Genomic DNA, 18,624 nt, shown 5'->3' with positions numbered 1-18,624 from the left:
CGACGGCGTGCGAAGGATGGAGACCCCGTGCCCGGTGAGAACCTCACGCGTGACGAGGCCCGAGAGCGGGCACGGCTGCTGGCCGTGGACGGTTACGAGGTCGCCCTCGACCTGCGGTCGGCGCTGCGCCCGGAGGAGCGGACGTTCCGGTCCGTGACCACCGTCAGGTTCCGCTGCACGGAGCCCGGCGCGTCCAGCTTCGCGGACCTGCTCGCGCCCTCCGTCACGTCCGTGACGCTCAACGGCCGGGAGCTGGACCCCGCGGTGGTCTTCGACGGGACGCGGATCACGCTGGACGACCTGGCCGCCGAGAACGTCCTGGTCGTCGACGCGCAGTGCGCCTACAGCCGGACGGGCGAGGGCATGCACCGCTTCACCGACCCCGAGGACGGCGAGGTCTACCTCTACACGCAGTACGAGCCGGCCGACGCCCGCCGGGTCTTCGCCGACTTCGAGCAGCCCGACCTGAAGGCGCCGTTCACCTTCTCCGTCACCGCGCCCGAGTCCTGGGTGGTGCTCGGCAACGAGCGTGTCACCGGGGTCTCCGACGGCGGCGAGACGCGGCACTTCGCGCCGACCCGGCCGATCTCCACGTACATCACGGCCGTCGTCGCCGGGCCGTACCACATGGTCCACGACACCTACCGGCGCGCGCTGCCGGACGGCTCCGAGCTGGAGATCCCCCTGGGGGCGCTGTGCCGCAAGGGCCTCGCCCGGCACTTCGACGCCGAGGAGATCTTCACCGTCACCAAGCAGGGCCTGGACTTCTTCCACGACCACTTCGGCTACCCGTACCCCTTCGGGAAGTACGACCAGGCCTTCGTGCCCGAGTACAACATCGGCGCGATGGAGAACCCGGGGCTGGTCACCTTCCGCGAGGAGTACGTCTTCCGCGGCAAGGTCACCCAGGCGTCCTACGAGGGCCGGGCGAACGTCATCCTGCACGAGATGGCGCACATGTGGTTCGGCGACCTGGTCACCATGCGGTGGTGGGACGACCTGTGGCTGAAGGAGTCCTTCGCCGACTTCATGGGCGCGTTCTCGCTGGTGGAGGCCACCCGGTACAAGGAGGGCTGGATCACCTTCGCCAACCGCCGCAAGGCCTGGGCCTACCGCGCCGACCAGTTGCCCTCCACCCACCCGGTCACGGCCGACATCCGCGACCTGGAGGACGCCAAGCTCAACTTCGACGGCATCACCTACGCCAAGGGCGCCAGCGTGCTCAAGCAGCTGGTCGCCTACGTCGGGCGGGACGCCTTCCTGGAGGGCGCGCGCCGCTACTTCCAGCGCCACGCCTACGGCAACACCGAGCTGGGCGACCTGCTGTCGGTGCTGGCGGAGACCTCGGGGCGCGACATGGCCGGGTGGTCCCGGTCCTGGCTGCAGACCGCGGGCGTCAACTCGCTGACCCCGCAGGCGACGTACGACGCCGACGGGCGGATCGCCGAGCTGGCCGTGGTGCAGGAGGCCGCGGCCTCGCACCCCGAGCTGCGCCCGCACCGGGTCGTGGTGGGGCTCTACCGGCGCACCGCGGACGGCACCGTGGAGCGCTACGCGCGCGCCGAGACCGACGTCGCGGGCCCGCGCACGGTGGTGGGCGAGCTGGCCGGGGCGGAGCGGCCCGACCTGGTGCTGGTCAACGACGACGACCTGACCTACTGCAAGATCCGCTTCGACGAGGACTCCCTGGCCACGGTCCGGGAGCACCTGGGCTCGCTCACCGACCCCATGGCCCGCGCCCTGGCCTGGTCCGCGGTGTGGAACATGACCCGCGACGGCCTGATGCCCGCCCGCGACTACCTCGGCCTGGTGCTGCGCTTCGCCGGCGCCGAGACCGACATCGGCGTCCTGCAGGGGCTGCACATGCAGGCCCGTACGGCCCTGAACGACTACGCGGCACCCGCCTGGCGCGGGCAGGGCGGGCGCGAGCTGGCGGACGGCGCGCTGCGCGAGCTTCGCGCGGCGGCCCCGGGCAGCGGCCACCAGCTGGCCTGGGCCCGCTTCTACGCGGCCGTCGCCTCCGGGGAGGCCGGGGCGGACGTGCTGCGCGGGCTGCTCGACGGCACCGAGAAGATCGACGGACTCGACGTGGACCAGGAGCTGCGCTGGACCTTCCTGGAAGCGCTGGCCGCCGGCGGCACGGCCGACGAGGCCGCCGTCGCGGCGGAGCTCGCCCGCGACGACACCGCCTCCGGCAAGCGGCACCAGGTGCGCTGCCTGGCGGCACGGCCCTCCGCGGCCGTCAAGGAGCAGTGCTGGGCGTCGGTCGTGGAGTCCGACGCGCTGTCCAACGCGCTCGTCGAGGCCACCATCGCGGGCTTCGACCAGGCGGGCCAGCGCGAGCTGCTCGCCCCCTACGCGGACCGCTACTTCGACGTGATCGGGCGGGTCTGGAAGGAGCGCTCGATCGAGATCGGCATGGCCGTCGTCCGCGGGCTCTTCCCGCACCACCAGGACCGGCCCGCCACCCTCGACGCCGCCGACGCCTGGCTGGGCGGGCACGCGGACGCGCCGCCGGCGCTGCGCCGGCTGGTCGCCGAGTGCCGTGACGACCTCGCGCGGGCGCTGCGGGCCCAGGAGCGGGACGCGGCGGCGGGGGCGGTCTGAGGCCTCCCTCCCGGAAGGGAACAGGTGACCGGTCACCCCAATGGCGTACGTGGGGTACCGCCCGGCCCGGTGGTGCGGCAGCATCGCCAGGGCCGGGGAGCAGGTGGGGCAAGGCCGGTCACCCGGATAGGTGAAAAATGGCACTCGGCAACCGAACGTCTGAACTTTAGTGCGGGGATGTCCGCATTTGTCGACGGTACGGTAACAGCCGTTAGGCTCCCTGAGGGATGCGGGAATCCACCCGGCATGAACCACAACATCCCCCTCAGCCCCCGCCCCCTCGACCACCTCTCCCGTACCCGGCCGACGGTGCTGTCGGCCCGGCAGTTGCGGGAGCACGGCGTCACCCCCGAGACGCTGGCCGAGCGCTGCCGCCCCGGCGGCCCCTGGCAGGAGGTGCTGCCCCGGGTGTACGTCCTGCACCGCGGGCGGCCCACCGGCGACGAGCGGGTCCGGGCGGCGCTGCTCTACGCGGGCCGCGAGGCGATGGTCACGGGCCTCGCGGCGCTCGCCCTGCACCGCTTCTCCTCGGTGCCGCCGCTGGTCGGCCTGGACCGGATCGACCTGCTGGTGGCCCGGCAGCGCAGGCTGCGCGCCGTGGGTGACGTGGGACTGGTGCGCACCACCGCGCTGCCCCGGCCGCGGGAGGTGCAGGGCATGCCGTGCGCGCCGCTGCCCCGGGCGCTGGCGGACGCGGTGGAGGAGCTGGACGACGCCCGGGCGGTCCACCAGGTGCTGACCGAGGCGGTGCGTGGCGGCCACTGCGAGGCGACGGCGCTGGTCGGGGAGCTGAGCCGGGCCCGTCTGCTGTCCCGGCCGCACGTGGTGGAGGCGGTCGACGCGCTGGTGGCCGAGGGCCGGGCGATCGCCGAGAGCCGGCTGTACACGATGGTGCGCTGCTTCGGGCTGCCCGATCCGCTGTGGAACGTCGACCTGCGGCTGCCGGGCGGCCCGCACCTGGGCGGCGTGGACGCGTACTGGCCGGAGCACGCGGTCGCGGTGGAGCTCGACGCCCGCGTGCCCCGGCAGGAGGACGACGCCCTGTGGGGCGAGTACGCCCGCAAGCGCGAGCACCTGGAGCGGCTCGGCATCTCGGTCGTGCACATCACGCCGCGCAAGCTGCGGGAGTCCCTGGAGCAGCAGGCCACCGTCGTCCGTACGGCCCTGATGGCCGCGGCCGACCGCAACCCCGCGTCGTGGGTGGTGGTGCTCCCGCGGTGAGCGCGGCGGTCAGCGCTTCTTCAGCAGCAGTTCCACGTTGCGGTCGCCCGGCTCGCCGGAGAGCGTCGTGCGGGCTCCCGGGGAGTTGAACGCGAGCTCGCGGTAGAGGGCGGCGAGTCCGGTCTGCGACAGGTCGGTGAAGTCGGTGCGGTAGGGAGCCGCGGACTCCACGAGCGTGCAGAGCAGCGAGAGCGTGCCGTCGTGGTTGTCGGTCAGCTCGACGATCCGGGCCAGCTGCGGGTGGTCGACGTGGGAGGCGGTGGAGACCTCCCAGAAGGTGCCGTGCGGGACGATCTTGTTCTTGTGGCTGTGCCCGTTGATCCAGGCGGCGACGTTGCGGTGCCTGCGGAGCAGCGCGAGCACCTCGTCGCCACCGTGCCGCCGCTCGCTGGGGCGGGCGGGGTCGCGGACCAGGTTGGTCATCGACCAGCTGGGGTGGTGGCTGAAGACCAGGACGGTGTCGTCGGCGTGCGTGGTGAGCGTCCGGTCCAGCCAGTCCAACTGGGCCGTGCCGAGGGAGCCCCGGTAGTCGCCGCCCCGGTCGGTGGTGTCGAGGCTGACGCCGAGCACGCCGCCGGAGATCCGGAACGCGTAGTGGAGCAGGCCGGAGTCGAGTTCGGCCGTCGTGTAGCCGTGGCCGACGGGACCGGCGCCGGCGTGCGCCGGGTCCAGGTGGGCGGCGATGTACTCGCGCGGGGTTACCGGTGCCCGACGTTCGTCGGGGGTGACGGTGCGGGCGCCGGACTTGTAGCGGTTCCAGGCCTGGCGGAAGCGGGTGCCCTGGGGGTCGGGTCCCTCGCGCAGGGACGCGTTGACGGCTTCGGCCTCGGCCGGAGGCAGCGAGAACAACTTGCGTGAGCCGAGCGCGAGGTCGTGGAAGAAGGACGAGGCGGCGTACGAACCCCCGTACAGCTGGTCGTGGTTGCCGATGGTGGAGTACCAGGGGACGTTCAGTCCCGGGCTGTTGAGCTCGCGGACCGCGGCGGCCAGGAAACCGGGCAGGCGGGGGTAGCCGAGCGCCTTGTCGACGTCGCGCAGGGCGGCGTCCGGCTGCCAGAAGAGCTTCAGGCCCGAGTCCTGGACGCCCTCGTAGTGGTGCGGGTCACCGGAGTCGGGGGTGAAGCGGCCACCGCTCATCACCGCGAGGAACCAGTCCAGTTCGATCCGCGAGTTGTTGTCGGTGTTGTCGCCGGTGGTCATGACGAAACCGATGGGCGTGCCGGTGGCGGGCCCGTGCCGCAGGGCGTTGACCCGTTCGACCAGGGAGACGGCGCCGGCGTTGGTGAGCGCCTCCTGGGGACGCCAGCCCGCGGAGGCGGCGGAGCGCAGGAACTCGTAACGCTGCGGGTTCTGCACGTCCGTGAGGTGCAGGTCGGTGAACTGCACGAAGCAGGACAGGGGTGTACGGCGCGCGGCGCGGCCGCTCTTGGCGGCGCCCAGTTCGGTGCGGACGACCCGCTTCCACCCGGGGCCGTCACCGAGCCGGCGATAGCCCCCGCCGCCGCGCGGCGAGGCGACGGACTGGAGGGTCGTGCCGGCGGTGAAGGGCTCGGCGGCGGCCGGAGCGGACGGTGCCGACGGGGCGGCACCGGAGGCGGGTTCGGCGCCGGGTTCGGCGCCGGGCGGCTGTGCCTTCGCGTCGCCCGAACCGGGGACGAGGGCGAAACCGAGCCCCGTACCCAGGGCGGTCACACCCGAGGCGATCAGGACGTTGCGACGGCTGAGGGCGGCAGCGGACACGGGACCAGACATGGCGGGTTCCCCCGGTGGACGGTGGCTGCGGCGGCACCGCGGTGCCGCTCCTCACCGGATCGTTGGCACCCTGGATGGCCTGCGGTGCAACGGAAACGGAACGTCCGGCACCCATCTGCGGACATGGATCAGCAGTCCTCCCGCCGGTCACCGGCGGCCGGTCCCCAGGCGGCCGGACGCTCATCCGGTGTTCACCGACCGCCCCGGCGCCGCGCACCGTCGCGAGCCCCGGGTCATCGGACGGCCGGACGCAATGGGCCGGTTCGGGATGCTTCGCGCCCCGTGACGGGTCCCGGCTTCTTGACGTATTCGCGTCATGTCGGTCTTACGCCATCTACGGCACTCCCCAACAGCCCCACGGATGGCGCAATGTGTCGGTCAACTGGCGCCCAAATCTTGAACAGGATGCCCATGTCTCTCGATCACATACGCGGGAAGAGACGCGTGGTCCGTGTCGCGCTCGCGGCGGGCCTGGTGGCCGCGCTGACGACGACCGGAATCTCCGCCTCCACCGCTTTCGCCGACACGACCGGCGACCCGGCGGACGCGGCGGTGAAGACCGCGCACGACAAGCTCGGAGCGGCCGACGCCGAACTGCTCGCCGAGGCCAAGGCCGGTGGCGACAAGAACGTCACCCTCATGATCGCCACCAAGAAGGGCTCCACCGAGCAGGTCTCGGACGAGCTCGGCGCGCTCAAGGGCGCGTCGGTGGACCGGACCTACGACAACCTCGGCTACGTCCGCGCCACGGTCCCGACGGGCAAGGCGGACACGGCGATCGCGGCGGCGCAGAAGCTCTCGTCGGTGCAGGCGATCGACCTCAAGCAGGAGATCGTCCTCGACGACCCGTCCCCGTCGGCCGACGGCGGCAAGGGGTCCTCGAAGGGCCACGGCCACGGCTCCACCACCTACCCGGGTCCCGACGCGAAGACCCCGGCGAAGAACCCCTACCAGCCGGCCTTCGAGACCGGCGCGGTGGACTTCGTCAAGGACAACCCCAAGGCCGACGGCCGCGGCGTCACCATCGGCATCCTCGACTCGGGCGTGGACCTCGGTCACCCGGCGCTGCAGAAGACCACGACCGGCGAGCGCAAGATCGTCGACTGGGTCACCGCGACCGACCCGATCACCGACGGCGACGCCACCTGGCGCCGCATGACCAACGGTCCGCGCGTCACCTACCAGGGCCGCACCTGGACCGCCCCCGAGGCGACGCAGCAGGTCACGGTCTTCTTCGAGTCCGCCACCGCCGGTGGCGACATGGCCGGTGACCTCAACCGCGACGGCGACACCACCGACTACTGGGGCGTGCTGTACGACCCGGCGAAGGGCACCGTCCGCCTCGACCTGAACGACAACGGGGACTTCACCGACGACACCGAGATGAAGCCGTACAAGGACGGCTTCCAGATCGGCTACTTCGGCACCGACAACCCCGCCACCGCCATCTCCGAGCGGATCCCCTTCGTGGTGCAGGTCCGCAAGGACGTCCCCACGGACCCGTACGGCGGCACCTGGGTCGGCAAGAAGGCCGACTTCGTCAACATCGGCGTCATCGAGTCCGAGCACGGCACGCACGTCGCGGGCATCACCTCCGCCAACGGCCTGTTCGGCGGCAAGATGAACGGCGCGGCGCCGGGCGCGAAGATCGTCTCGTCGCGCGCCTGCACCTGGTCCGGCGGCTGCACCAACGTGGCGCTGACCGAGGGCATGATCGACCTGGTGGTCAACCGCGGTGTGGACATCGTCAACATGTCCATCGGCGGCCTGCCCGCGCTGAACGACGGCAACAACGTCCGCGCGCAGCTGTACACCCGCCTCATCGACGACTTCGGCGTGCAGCTGGTCATCTCGGCCGGCAACAGCGGCCCCGGCGCCAACACCATCGGTGACCCCGGCCTGGCCGACAAGGTCCTGAGCGTCGGCGCCACCATCTCCAAGGAGACCTGGGCGGCCAACTACGGCTCGCAGGTGACCAAGGCGTACGACATGATGCCCTTCTCCTCGCGCGGTCCGCGTGAGGACGGCGGCTTCGCGCCGATCATCTCCGCGCCGGGTGCGTCCATCAACACCATCCCGACCTGGGAGCCCGGTGGCCCGGTCGCCGAGGCCGGCTACACCCTGCCGCCCGGCTACGCCATGCTGCAGGGCACGTCGATGGCCTCCCCGCAGGCGGCCGGCGCCTCCGCGCTGCTGCTGTCCGCGGCCAAGCAGGCCCGCATCGCGCTGACCCCGGCGGCCCTGCGCACCGCGCTGACCAGCACGGCGCACAAGATCAAGGACGTCCCGGCGTACGCCCAGGGCTCCGGCCTGATCGACATCGAGGACGCCTGGCGCCTGATCAGGGCCGGTGCCGGCGCCCACACCTACACGGTCAAGGCCCCGGTTTCCACGGCCCTGTCGCAGTTCCTGGCGACCCCGGGCTACGGCACCGGCATCTACGACCGCGAGGGCGGCCTGAAGGCCGGTCAGAGCAAGACGTACGACGTCACCATCACCCGCACCACCGGTCCGGACCGGTCCATCCGGCACGACCTGGACTGGGTGAACAACGACGGCACCTTCCGCTTCGCCGACGACGACGACGTACGGCTGCCGCTGAACAAGCCGGTGACCGTGCGCGTCAAGGCCAAGCCCGGTTCCACCGGTCTGCACAGCGCGATCCTGACGGTCGACGACCCCTCGACGCGCGGCACCGACCAGCAGATCCTCAACACCGTGGTCGTGGCCTCCGCGCAGGCCAAGCCGTCGTTCGCGGTCAAGGCGTCGGGCTCGGTGCAGCGCAACGGCACCAAGTCCTACTTCGTGACCGTCCCCGAGGGCGCCAAGACGCTCGAGGTCAAGATGGGCGGCCTGGCCACCGGCAGCCAGACGCGCTTCATCGCGATCACCCCGTGGGGCGTCCCGGCGGACAACACCACGACGACGTTCTGCTACCCGAACTACACCACCACCAACGGGTGCCGTCCCGACCTGCGCTCCTACGCCAACCCGATCCCGGGCGTGTGGGAGATCGAGGTCGAGGCGCGCCGTACCTCGCCGGTGCTGGACAACCCGTACAACCTGACCGCGACCGCGCTCGGCGTCTCCTTCGACCCCGAGGTCCAGACCGTCGAGGAGGCCACGGTCGGCACCGCCGCCCCGGTCTCGTGGAAGGTCACCAACGGCTACGCCCCGGTCCAGGGCAAGCTGAAGGGCGGCGCGCTCGGCTCCGCCGCGGCGGCGCGCAAGACGATCGCCGACGGTGACAGCGTCACCAGCACGGTCGTCGTCCCCGCGGGCGCGTCCCGGCTGGACGTCGCCATCGGCGGCACCTCCGACACCTCCGCGGACCTCGACCTGACCGTGTCCCTCAACGGCGCGGTGGTCGGCCAGTCCGCGGACGGCGACTCGGAGGAGGCCGTGAGCATCGCCAACCCGGCGGCCGGCACGTACACCATCACGGTGGACGGCTACTCGGTCCCGGCCGGCACCACCGAGTACGACTACCGCGACGTCTTCTACTCGACGACGCTGGGCTCGGTCTCCGTGGACGAGGCGGCGACCGTGCCGCTGGCCAACGGCGCCTCCGCGAACGTCGCGGCGAACGTCCTGGTCGCGGCCCCGGCTCCCGAGGGACGTCAGTTCTTCGGCGAGGTCCAGCTGCTCAACGCCGACGGCACCGCCGCCGGCACCGGCAGCGTGCTGATCAACAAGGTCAACGCGGGCTGAACCGCGGCCACGGCCTGATCACCGCCTGAAGGGGCGGGCGCTCCCCGGAGCGCCCGCCCCTTCAGCTCTGTCGCCACTCGTACTCCTGCTCCCCGCAGCGCAGCGTGCGCGAGCGGGGCAGCGCTCGCTCCATCCACTCCCGCGCAGGGGCGATGTCCTCGCCCTGGCGGACGAAGGTGTAGCCCGCGGGCCGCAGCATCACGCTGACGAGCAGCCGGCTCCCCACGGCCATCTCGGGCTCCCCCTCCTCGTCGCGGTCGACGGGGAAGGTCAGCCGGCGGTCTGCTCGCTCCCCCTTGAGGTAGCGGTCCACCTCCATCCGCACCGACACCCGGTCCGGTCCCTCCCCGGGCGTCACCCGCAGCACCGTCCCCTCGGCGACGAGTTCGGTGCAGGCCAGCACTTCCGCGTCGGTGCTGCGGACCGACTCGGAGTCGGTCTCGCCGGTGCCGGCCCCGCAGCCGGCGAGCGCGGCGAGCGCGAGCAGCGCCGCCGCGGTGAGGGCCGGTCCCGTCCTGCGTCCCATGTCCATCACTCCTCTCATCCGGTGTCGCTCTCGCACTGCAGGCCCCGGGAGGCCGGTAGGGCCTTCTCCATCCAGGCGCGGGCGGAGGCGATGTCCGCGGCGCCCTCGTACAGGTCCACGGGCTCGCCGGGGAGGACGGAGACCATCACCAGGACCCGGGACCCGGGTCCGGGGGGCGGGGCCACGTCGTCGTGGTCGTCGTCGACGTGGATCGTAAACGCCAGCCGAGAGTCGCCCACGGCGGGCTTGAGGCGGCGGTCGACGTCCATCACCACGCGCAGGTCCCCCGGTTCGCCGGTGAGCGTCACCTCGCGCACGGTGCCCTCGGCGATGTCGCTCGCGCAGGCGACGATGCCCTCCGGCGTGGACTTCGCGTCGCCCGCTGCCGAGCGGTCGCCCACGGCCGCGTTCCTCGCCAGGACGACCCCGGTGACCCCCACCACGCCCGCCACGACCGCGGCCAGGCACAGCGCGAGCGCCCTGCGCCCGCGGGGGCGTCGTTCCGCGGCCGGTGCGGGCCGTGCGGCAAGCGCGTCGCCGATCAGCCGCACCTGGGTGCGCAGCAGGGCCACGTCGGCGCGCGCGGCGTCGTACGCCCGGTACGCCTCGCTGTCGGCGGACACCTCCGGCGGCACGTCCGCGAGGGCGGCCGACAGTGCCTCGTCCGTCACGTCCGCCTCGTCCGTCTGATCCGCTGCGTCTGCCCTGTGCTCGTTCCCGTTCATCGTCACACCACCTCCTTGGTGTGCAGCCGGCCGCGCAGCGCGCGGACGGCGGCGTGCAAACGGCTCTTGACCGTGCCCTCCGGGACACCGAGCGCCGTGGCGATCTGCGCCACGGGCAGGTCCGCGTAGAAGCGCAGCGTCAGCACCTGCCGCTGCTGCGGCGGGAGTTCCTGCAGGCCGTCGGCGACCGCCAGGGCCAGCACGTGCGCCTCTCCCCCGCCGTACCGGGCCTCGTCCCGGGGCGTCAGGGCCGCCAGGCGTTCGCCGAGCCGCTGCTGACGGCGGCGCGAACGGTGCCAGTCCATCGCCACGTTGGAGGCGGCGACGGCCGCCCACGCCCCCGGGTCCCGCAGCGGCTCGCGGCCGCCCGCCCGGTGCTCCAGCAGCTTCAGCCGCACCTGCTGCACCCCGTCCTGCAGGTCCCCCGCCGGCACCCCGCCGAGCGCCAGGACGGCCCGTACGCGATCGAGGTGCTCCGGCGCGAGGGGGTCCTCCCCCTCCCCCGGCCGGGACCTCCGTCTCAGCAGCGCCACGCCCCGCCCCTCCCCTTCCGCGATTTCCCCTATGACGCGGCAGCGGCGGAAAACGTTCACCTCACCGTTCACCTCGTGTCCGGTCCCGGGGCAGGCCCTAACCTGGCGGGGTGTCCGCCCCTCATGAACTGACGATGCTGGAACAGGCCGCGGCCATCCGGGCGGGTGCGTTGTCGCCCGTGGAGCTGACGGCCCACTACCTCGACCGGATCGAGCGGCTCGACCCTGCCCTCGGGGCCTACCTGACCGTCACGCCCGAACGCGCCCTGGAGGACGCGCGGCGCGCCGAACGCGTGCTCAAGGAGGGCGGGCGGCTGCCTCCGCTGCTCGGCGTGCCGGTGCCGGTGAAGGACCTGACGCCGGTCGCCGGGGTGCGCTTCACCTCCGGATCGGCGGTCTTCGCCGACCGGGTCGCCGACCAGGACGCCCACCTCGTCCGTCTGCTGCGGGACGCGGGGACCGTCCTGACCGGGAAGACCAGCACCCCCGAATTCGGGCTGCCCGCCTACACCGAGGGCGCCGTGGGCCCGCCCGCCCGTACCCCGTACGACCTCGCGCGCGGCGCCGGCGGCAGCAGCGGCGGCGCGGCCGCGGCCGTGGCGGCCGGGCTCGCGGCGGCGGCGCAGGGCAGCGACGGGGGCGGCTCGATCCGCATCCCGGCGAGCTGCTGCGGGGTCGTCGGGCTGAAGCCCAGCCGGGGCCGGGTCAGCCCCGCGCCGTGGGGCGACGGAAGCGGACTGGCCGTCAACGGGCCCATCGCGCGCACGGTCCGCGACACCGCCGCCCTGCTCGACGTGCTGGCGGTGCCCGCGCCCGGAGACCCCCTCCGGCTGGCGCCGCCGGAGCGGTCGTTCCTGCAGTGGTGCGAGCAGGAGCCGCGCCGGCTGCGGATCGCCCGCTGGGCGGTGCCGGACGTCGCGGGCGTACGGGTCGACCCGCAGGTGCTGGCGGCGTACGAACGCACCTCGGCGCTGCTGGCCGGGCTCGGGCACGAGGTGGTGGACGTGCCGCAGCCGCTCGCCCCGGGCGACCGCGACGCGTTCACCCCGGTGTGGGCCGTGCTGGCGGCGCTGACGCCCGTGTCACCGGAACGGGAGCGGGACCTGCTGCCGCTCACCCGCTGGCTGCGTGCCCAGGGGCAGGACGTAAGCGGCCTCGACTACGCCCGCACGCTGGGGGTGATGCAGGGCGTGGGCCGCAAACTGGCCGAGGCCGCCGAGCCGTACGACGCGGTGCTCACCCCGACGCTGGCGCAGCTCCCCGCCCCGGTGGGCGCCCTGCGCGACGACGCCGATCCGGAGGCCGACTTCGCGGCGCAGCTGGCGTTCACGCCGTTCACCGCGCCCTGGAACATCGCCGGGCTGCCCGCGGTGTCGCTGCCGCTGGAATGGTCCCCGGCGGGGCTGCCCATCGGCATGATGCTCGGCGCCCGGCACGGCGAGGAGGGGCCCCTGCTCGCCCTCGCCGCCCAGCTGGAGGCCGCCTCCCCCTGGCGGGCCCGTACCGCGCGCGCGTTCGACCTGCCGTTCGCCTGAGCATCGGCGGCCCGGTTGGGTGCGGGCCGGTTGTTCGTGTGCGGGCTTCTTGCGCCTGCGGCGGGCGGTTTCCCCGCCCGCCCTCCCGTGACCCCGGTCGGTCAGCGCGGGCCTCGCACCGTGTGCCTGAGTCGGGGCCGCGCCGGCGCACGTCCTCAGCGCTCGCGGATTCGCCGGACATCATTCGTCACCGGCATCACCGCTCGTCGCTTCCGGGCGCGCCCCGACACACCCCCTCCCGTCGTATGGGCGCATGACGGCCGGTGGGGGGTGAGGAAGCACTAGGGGCAACCCCGGTTCGCCTTCTTCACCCCCCACCGGCCGTTGGTCGCGGGACCGGCGGAGAGGGTGGGGGAGGTGGGGGTCCCCCCGGCCGAAGGCTGGGGGGAGGGCGGGTGGCTTCGCGGCGCAACCCGGGATCACGACGTGCCGCCACTCCTGGGGGGAGCGCGTGCACGGAATGCGACTGTGCGGCCACGCAGTGGGTATGGCTGAGGCTGTCCGGAGAAAGCGCACTTGCGATGACGCCCCAGGAGGGCATCCCATGACCGAAGCCGCCGACCGGGACAGACTCGCCGCGCTGCACGGCGTGGACGTCACCTACCGTCCGTCGCCGGACCGCGAGGTGCGCGTGCCGGACGGGACGGTCGTGGCGGTGCTGGCCGCGCTGGGCGTCGACGCCTCGACCCCGGCGGCGGTGCGGAACGCGCTGGCGGAGCACGATCACCGTACGGGGCGGCGGCTGCTCCCCCGCAGCGTCGTGATGCGGACGGGACGTCCGCTCCGGCACCGGCTGCCCGAGGGCACCGCGCTGCGGCTGACGACGGAGGACGGCGGCGAGACGACCTGGGACAGCGGCACGCCGCTGCCCGTGGGGCGGCACGTGCTGCGCGCGCAGGCCCCCGACGGGCGCACGGCGCAGGCGCAGCTCGTCGTGGCGCCGGAACGGCTGCCCGGGCCCCCGGAGCGGGTCCTGGGCTTCATGGCGCAGCTGTACGCCGTGCTGTCCTCGCGGTCCTGGGGCATGGGCGACCTCGGCGACCTCGCGGACCTCGCGGCCTGGACGGGCCGGGCGCTGCACGCGGGCTTCCTGCAGGTCAACCCGTTGCACGTGGCCGTGCCGGGGCATCCCACGGACCCGTCGCCGTACCGTCCGTCCTCTCGGCGCTTCCCCGATCCGGTGTACCTGCGGGTGGAGGAGATCCCGGAGTACGCCTACCTCGACCCCGACGACCGCGAGCGGGCCGCGGACCTGCTGCGCAAGGCGGCCGTGCTGCGCGACTCGGTACTGCTCAAGGACGCCCTGATCGACCGTGACGCGGTGTGGGAGCTGAAGCGCGAGGCGCTCGCGCTGGTCCGCAAGGTGCCGCTGTCGCCGGGACGGCGGGCCGCGTACTGCGACTTCCTCGCGGACCAGGGGCAGGCACTGGACGACCACGCCACCTGGTCGATGCTGGCCGAGCTGCACGGCCCGCAGTGGCGCGGCTGGCCGGCGGGGCTGCGCGACCCGCGCTCGGGGCGGGTCGCGCGGCTCCGCGGCGAACGTCTGGACCAGGTCGACTTCCACTGCTGGCTGGCCTGGCTGACGGACTCCCAGTTGGCCGCGGCCCAGCGTTCGGCGCGGGACGCCGGCATGGCGGTCGGCATCGTCCACGACCTCGCGGTCGGCGTGCACCCCTCCGGTTCCGACGCCTGGGCGCTGCAGGACGCCCTCGCCCACGGGATGTCGGTCGGCGCGCCGCCGGACGCCTTCAACGCCCACGGCCAGGACTGGGGCCTGCCGCCGTGGCGCCCGGACGCCCTGGCCGCCACGGGGTACGCGCCCTACCGCGACCTGCTGCGCAACGTGCTGCGGCACGCGGGGGGCCTGCGCATCGACCATGTGATGGGGCTCTTCCGCTTGTGGTGGGTGCCCGAGGGCGAGCCGCCGACGCGGGGCGCGTACGTCCGTTACGACGCCGAGGCGATGCTCGGCGTCCTCGCGCTGGAGGCGCAGCGCGCCGGTGCCGTCGTCATAGGGGAGGACCTCGGCACGGTCGAGCCGGGCGTCCGCGAGGAGCTGGCCGACCGGGGCATCCTCGGCACGTCGGTGCTCTGGTTCGAGCGCGACTGGGAGGGGGCGCACGGCTCCGCGCACGCCCGTCCGCTGCCGCCCGCGGCCTGGCGGGCGGACGCGCTGGCGACGGTGACCACGCACGACCTGCCGACGACGGCGGCCCGGCTGACCGGGGAGCACGTCGGGCTGCGGCACCGGCTGGGCCTGCTGACCCGGCCGCTGGAGGTGGAGCAGGTCGAGGACGCCGTGGAGGTCGCGGAGTGGCTGGCGCTGCTCGGCCGGCTGGGGATGCTGCCGGAGGGCACCCGCGACGAGGAGGCGGTCGTCAAGGCCGTCCACCGCTTCCTCGCACGGACACCGGCCCGCATGGTCGGCGTCTGGCTGCCGGACGGGGTCGGCGACCGCCGTCCGCAGAACCTGCCGGGCACCTGGGACCAGTACCCCAACTGGCGGCTGCCGGTGGCGGACGCCGAGGGCCGGCCGCTCACCCTGGAGCAGCTGACCGCCTTGCCCCGGCTGCACGCGCTGGCGCACGAGGTGCGGACCGCGATGGCGGCGCCCGACGGGCCGTAACACCACCCCGGACGCGCGGGCCGCCGGAGCGTTCGCTACTTTGAGAGCGTGGACAAGCTCAACAAGAACGCCCTGCGCGCCGGTGCCGTCACGGCCGGTACGGCGCTGATGCTGCTGATGTCGTCCCCCGCGTTCGCGAACACCCGCGACGACGGCGACGACCCGGGTTCCGGTCTGAGCGTGCTCCAGACGCTGGGCCTGTACGTCGCCCTGCCGATCGCCCTGTTCCTCGTCATCGCGGGTCTGGTCGTCGCGACCGACAAGTCCCGCAAGGCCCAGGGCTGATCCCCTTCCCACCTCGCTGACCGGGCCGCGGAGCACCGCGGCCCGGCTTCAGGTGTTCCCCGGCACCTCGTGCCGGTCGTACCGCCCGCGGGAGCGTTCCGGCCCGTCCGGCGGTCCCGGCGCGCCCCCGTCGTCAGGCATCCGCATCGCCGGCGGCCGGCCCGGCGTCGGCACCTAGGACTCCCCGAACGGCCCAGCGTTCCTCGGGACGTCGCGAGGCAGCGGCCCCCGCGGCGCCCCGCGCGCCCCCCGTGCCAGAGCGCGGAGGACTCCCGGAGGACCCGAGGGCCCCCGCGGCGGTGCGCCGCGGGGGCCCTCACAGGGCTGTGCCCACCGGTCAGCCGGCCGCCGCGTCCGCGGCCTGGGCCTTCAGCGCGCGCTCGACCCCGGCACGGCACTCCGTCACCATGCGCCGCAGCGCCGGCGCCGGATCGGCCGCCGTCAGCCAGGCGTCGGTGGCGTCCAGGGTGTCCTGGGAGACCTGGAGCGCCGGGTAGAGCCCGACGATGATCTGCTGGGCCATCTCGTGGCTCCGGGACGCGAAGACGTCCGAGACCGCCTCGAAGTACCGCTGCGTGTACGGCGCCAGCAGCTCGCGCTGGTCCGGCTCGTAGAAGCCGGCGATGACCGCCTCCTGCACGGCGTTGGTGAGCGTCTCCGCCTCGACGACCGAGGCCCACGCCCCGGCCTTCGCCTCCGCCGTCGGCCGCGCGGCGCGCGCGGTCGCCGCGTGCCGCTCACCGGCCGCCGTGGCGTCCCGGCCGAGCTCGGCGGCGATGGGCTCCTCGTCGGCGCGGCCCGTGGCGGCCAGCCGCTCCAGGAGGGACCAGCGCAGCTCGGTGTCGACGGCCAGGCCCTCGATCGTCTCCGTGCCGCCGAGCAGCCCGGCGATCAGGTCCAGCTGGTCCTTGGTGCGGGCCGTCGCGGTGAACGCACGGGCCCAGGCGAGCTGGTGGTCGCTGCCGGGGGCGGCCGCGCGCAGGTGCTCCAGCGTCGCCTCGGTCCAGCGGGCGAGGCCGGTCTCGCGCCACTCGGGCGCGGCGTACAGCTCCAGCGCCGTCTTCACCTGGCGGTGCAGGGACTGCACGACGCCGATGTCGGACTCCTTGCCGATGCCGGAGAGCACCAGCTCCAGGTAGTCACGGGTGGCGAGTTCGCCGTCGCGGGTCATGTCCCACGCGGAGGCCCACACCAGGGCGCGCGGCAGCGACTCGGTGAAGTCGCCGAGGTGCTCGCGGACGGTGTCCAGCGAGACCTCGTCGAGCCGCACCTTGGCGTACGACAGGTCGTCGTCGTTGAGCAGCACGACTGCCGGGCGCGTGACGCCGACGAGCTCGGGCACCGCCGTCAGCTCGCCGTCGACGTCGAGCTCGACGCGCTGGACGCGGACCAGCTTGCCGTCCTGGAGCTCGTAGGCGCCGATCGCGATGCGGTGCGGCCGCAGGATCGACTCGCCCTTGGCCCCGGCCGGCAGCGCCGGGGCCTCCTGGCGCACGGCGAAGGAGGTGATGGTGCCGTCGGCGGCGGTCTCGATCTCCGGGCGGAGGATGTTGATGCCCGCGGTCTCCAGCCACTTCTTCGACCAGGTCTTCAGGTCGCGGCCGGAGGTCTCCTCCAGGGCGGACAGCAGGTCGGCCAGACGGGTGTTCTTCCAGGCGTGGCGCTTGAAGTACGCCTGCACGCCGGTGAAGAACTCGTCCATGCCGACGTAGGCCACCAGCTGCTTCAGGACGGAGGCGCCCTTGGCGTAGGTGATGCCGTCGAAGTTGACCTGGACGTCCTGCAGGTCGTTGATCTCCGCCATGATCGGGTGGGTGGACGGCAGCTGGTCCTGCCGGTACGCCCAGGTCTTCATGGAGTTGGCGAAGGTGGTCCACGAGTGCGGCCACCGGCTGCCGGGCGCGTAGGCCAGGCAGGCGATGGAGGTGTAGGTGGCGAACGACTCGTTCAGCCACAGGTCGTTCCACCACTCCATGGTGACCAGGTCGCCGAACCACATGTGGGCCAGCTCGTGGAGGATCGTCTCGGCGCGCACCTCGTAGGCCGCGTCGGTCACCTTGGAGCGGAAGACGTACTGGTCGCGGATGGTGACCGCGCCCGCGTTCTCCATCGCGCCGGCGTTGAACTCCGGTACGAAGAGCTGGTCGTACTTGGCGAAGGGGTAGGGGAAGTCGAACTTCTCCTCGAACCAGTCGAAGCCCTGCCGGGTGACCTCGAAGATGGCGTCGGCGTCGAGGAACTCCGTCAGCGACGGACGGCAGTACAGGCCCAGCGGCACGCTGCGGCCGCCCTCGCCCTCCCAGGTGCTGTGCACGGCGTGGTAGGGGCCGGCGATCAGCGCGGTGATGTACGTGGAGATGCGCGGGGTGGCCGCGAAGCTCCAGATGTTGTCGACCGGCTCGGGGGTCGGGGAGTTCGAGATGACCGTCCAGCCGGCTGGGGCCTTCACGGTGAAGGTGAAGCTCGCCTTGAGGTCGGGCTGCTCGAAGTTGGCGAAGACCCGGCGGGCGTCCGGCACCTCGAACTGGGTGTAGAGGTACGCCTGCTTGTCGACCGGGTCGACGAAGCGGTGCAGGCCCTCGCCGGTGTTGGTGTACGCCGCGTCCGCGACGACCCGCAGCTCGTTGGCGCCGGCCTGCAGCGACGGCAGGGCGATGCGGCTGTCCGCGAAGACCTCGGCCGGGTCCAGCGCGGTGCCGTTGAGCACCACCTCGTGGACCGTGGGGGCGACCAGGTCGATGAAGGTCGAGGCACCCGCCTCGGCGGAGTCGAAGCGCACCGTGGTCACCGACCGGAAGGTGCCGCCCTCCTGGGCCCCGCTCAGGTCGAGCTCGATGTCGTACGCGTCCACGGTGAGCAGGCGCGCTCGCTGCCGCGCCTCCTCACGGGTGAGGTTGGTGCCGGGCACGTGTCCGTCTCCTTCGTCGGGTTTTCGGCCATCCTCGCACGCGGGAGGGGTGGGACGGCCGGGGGTTTTCCCTCGACCGGCCGGTCGTGTCCCCGGGCGCCGCCCGCTACCGGCGGTACGGCCCGCGGACACGGGCCGGAAGGGGCGCGTCGCTGCGTTGACACGCCCTCCGTGCGGGTGATGGGCTGTCGG

The 18,624-nt window shown here is 73.3% G+C and carries 11 protein-coding genes; 6 read left to right on the top strand and 5 right to left on the bottom strand.

Annotated elements, in window-relative coordinates:
* Nucleotides 1–27: 27 nt before the first annotated feature.
* Both pepN (OG937_28290) and OG937_28285 read left to right on the top strand, forming a co-directional pair.
* The gene (gene pepN / locus OG937_28290) at nt 28–2,607 is read left to right on the top strand and encodes an aminopeptidase N (protein ID WUD75314.1); all 2,580 of its coding nucleotides are present in this window, start codon (nt 28–30) and stop codon (nt 2,605–2,607) included.
* A 246-nt stretch (nt 2,608–2,853) separates the two neighbouring features.
* Nucleotides 2,854–3,828, top strand: a complete 975-nt coding sequence (locus tag OG937_28285; GenBank protein ID WUD75313.1) for a hypothetical protein — start codon at nt 2,854–2,856, stop codon at nt 3,826–3,828.
* A gap of 9 nt (nt 3,829–3,837) precedes the next feature.
* Here the strand turns inward: OG937_28285 and OG937_28280 are convergent, their stop codons facing one another.
* On the bottom strand, nt 3,838–5,580 hold the full coding sequence (locus tag OG937_28280; protein WUD75312.1) for a TIGR03767 family metallophosphoesterase: 1,743 nt from the start codon (nt 5,578–5,580) through the stop codon (nt 3,838–3,840).
* 411 nt (nt 5,581–5,991) lie between these two features.
* Here OG937_28280 and OG937_28275 point away from each other — a divergent pair, with 411 nt between their 5' ends.
* Complete coding sequence (locus OG937_28275; protein WUD75311.1) at nt 5,992–9,291, top strand: S8 family serine peptidase; 3,300 nt, start codon at nt 5,992–5,994, stop codon at nt 9,289–9,291.
* A gap of 61 nt (nt 9,292–9,352) precedes the next feature.
* On the opposite strand, the gene OG937_28270 is transcribed toward OG937_28275, so the two are convergent.
* Genes OG937_28270 through OG937_28260 form a run of 3 tightly spaced genes read right to left on the bottom strand, consistent with a single transcriptional unit; the run spans nt 9,353 to nt 11,075 of the window.
* The gene (locus tag OG937_28270; protein ID WUD75310.1) at nt 9,353–9,817 is read right to left on the bottom strand and encodes a hypothetical protein; all 465 of its coding nucleotides are present in this window, start codon (nt 9,815–9,817) and stop codon (nt 9,353–9,355) included.
* A 14-nt stretch (nt 9,818–9,831) separates the two neighbouring features.
* On the bottom strand, nt 9,832–10,548 hold the full coding sequence (locus OG937_28265; GenBank protein WUD75309.1) for a hypothetical protein: 717 nt from the start codon (nt 10,546–10,548) through the stop codon (nt 9,832–9,834).
* Complete coding sequence (locus OG937_28260) at nt 10,545–11,075, bottom strand: sigma-70 family RNA polymerase sigma factor (GenBank protein WUD75308.1); 531 nt, start codon at nt 11,073–11,075, stop codon at nt 10,545–10,547. Before OG937_28260 ends, OG937_28265 begins: the two co-directional genes overlap by 4 nt.
* A 134-nt stretch (nt 11,076–11,209) precedes the next feature.
* Here OG937_28260 and OG937_28255 point away from each other — a divergent pair, with 134 nt between their 5' ends.
* The 3 genes from OG937_28255 to OG937_28245 all read left to right on the top strand — a co-directional run bounded on the left by OG937_28255 (nt 11,210) and on the right by OG937_28245 (nt 15,524).
* Nucleotides 11,210–12,610, top strand: a complete 1,401-nt coding sequence (locus OG937_28255) for an amidase (protein WUD78910.1) — start codon at nt 11,210–11,212, stop codon at nt 12,608–12,610.
* 544 nt (nt 12,611–13,154) lie between these two features.
* The gene (malQ, locus tag OG937_28250; protein ID WUD75307.1) at nt 13,155–15,239 is read left to right on the top strand and encodes a 4-alpha-glucanotransferase; all 2,085 of its coding nucleotides are present in this window, start codon (nt 13,155–13,157) and stop codon (nt 15,237–15,239) included.
* 48 nt (nt 15,240–15,287) lie between these two features.
* Complete coding sequence (locus OG937_28245) at nt 15,288–15,524, top strand: hypothetical protein (GenBank protein ID WUD79097.1); 237 nt, start codon at nt 15,288–15,290, stop codon at nt 15,522–15,524.
* A 337-nt stretch (nt 15,525–15,861) separates the two neighbouring features.
* Here the strand turns inward: OG937_28245 and pepN (OG937_28240) are convergent, their stop codons facing one another.
* Entirely contained in the window at nt 15,862–18,432 is a 2,571-nt protein-coding gene (pepN, locus tag OG937_28240) for an aminopeptidase N (protein WUD75306.1), read from the bottom strand.
* Nucleotides 18,433–18,624 lie beyond the last annotated feature (192 nt).

The organism is Streptomyces sp. NBC_00510 (genome assembly GCA_036013505.1).
In the GTDB taxonomy this organism is placed as follows: Bacteria; Actinomycetota; Actinomycetes; order Streptomycetales; family Streptomycetaceae; genus Actinacidiphila.
The sequence above is the reverse complement of the archived record's forward strand: the minus strand, read 5'-3'. Positions and strand labels throughout refer to the sequence as shown.

Bases quoted from the DNA above. Each gene is read 5' to 3' on its own strand.
- OG937_28280 (WUD75312.1), bottom strand. From the start codon at position 5,580: ATGTCTGGTCCCGTGTCCGCTGCCGCCCTCAGCCGTCGCAACGTCCTG.
- OG937_28275 (WUD75311.1), top strand. From the start codon at position 5,992: ATGTCTCTCGATCACATACGCGGGAAGAGACGCGTGGTCCGTGTCGCG.
- OG937_28285 (WUD75313.1), top strand. From the start codon at position 2,854: ATGAACCACAACATCCCCCTCAGCCCCCGCCCCCTCGACCACCTCTCC.
- OG937_28270 (WUD75310.1), bottom strand. From the start codon at position 9,817: ATGGGACGCAGGACGGGACCGGCCCTCACCGCGGCGGCGCTGCTCGCG.
- OG937_28255 (WUD78910.1), top strand. From the start codon at position 11,210: ATGCTGGAACAGGCCGCGGCCATCCGGGCGGGTGCGTTGTCGCCCGTG.
- malQ (WUD75307.1), top strand. From the start codon at position 13,155: ATGACCGAAGCCGCCGACCGGGACAGACTCGCCGCGCTGCACGGCGTG.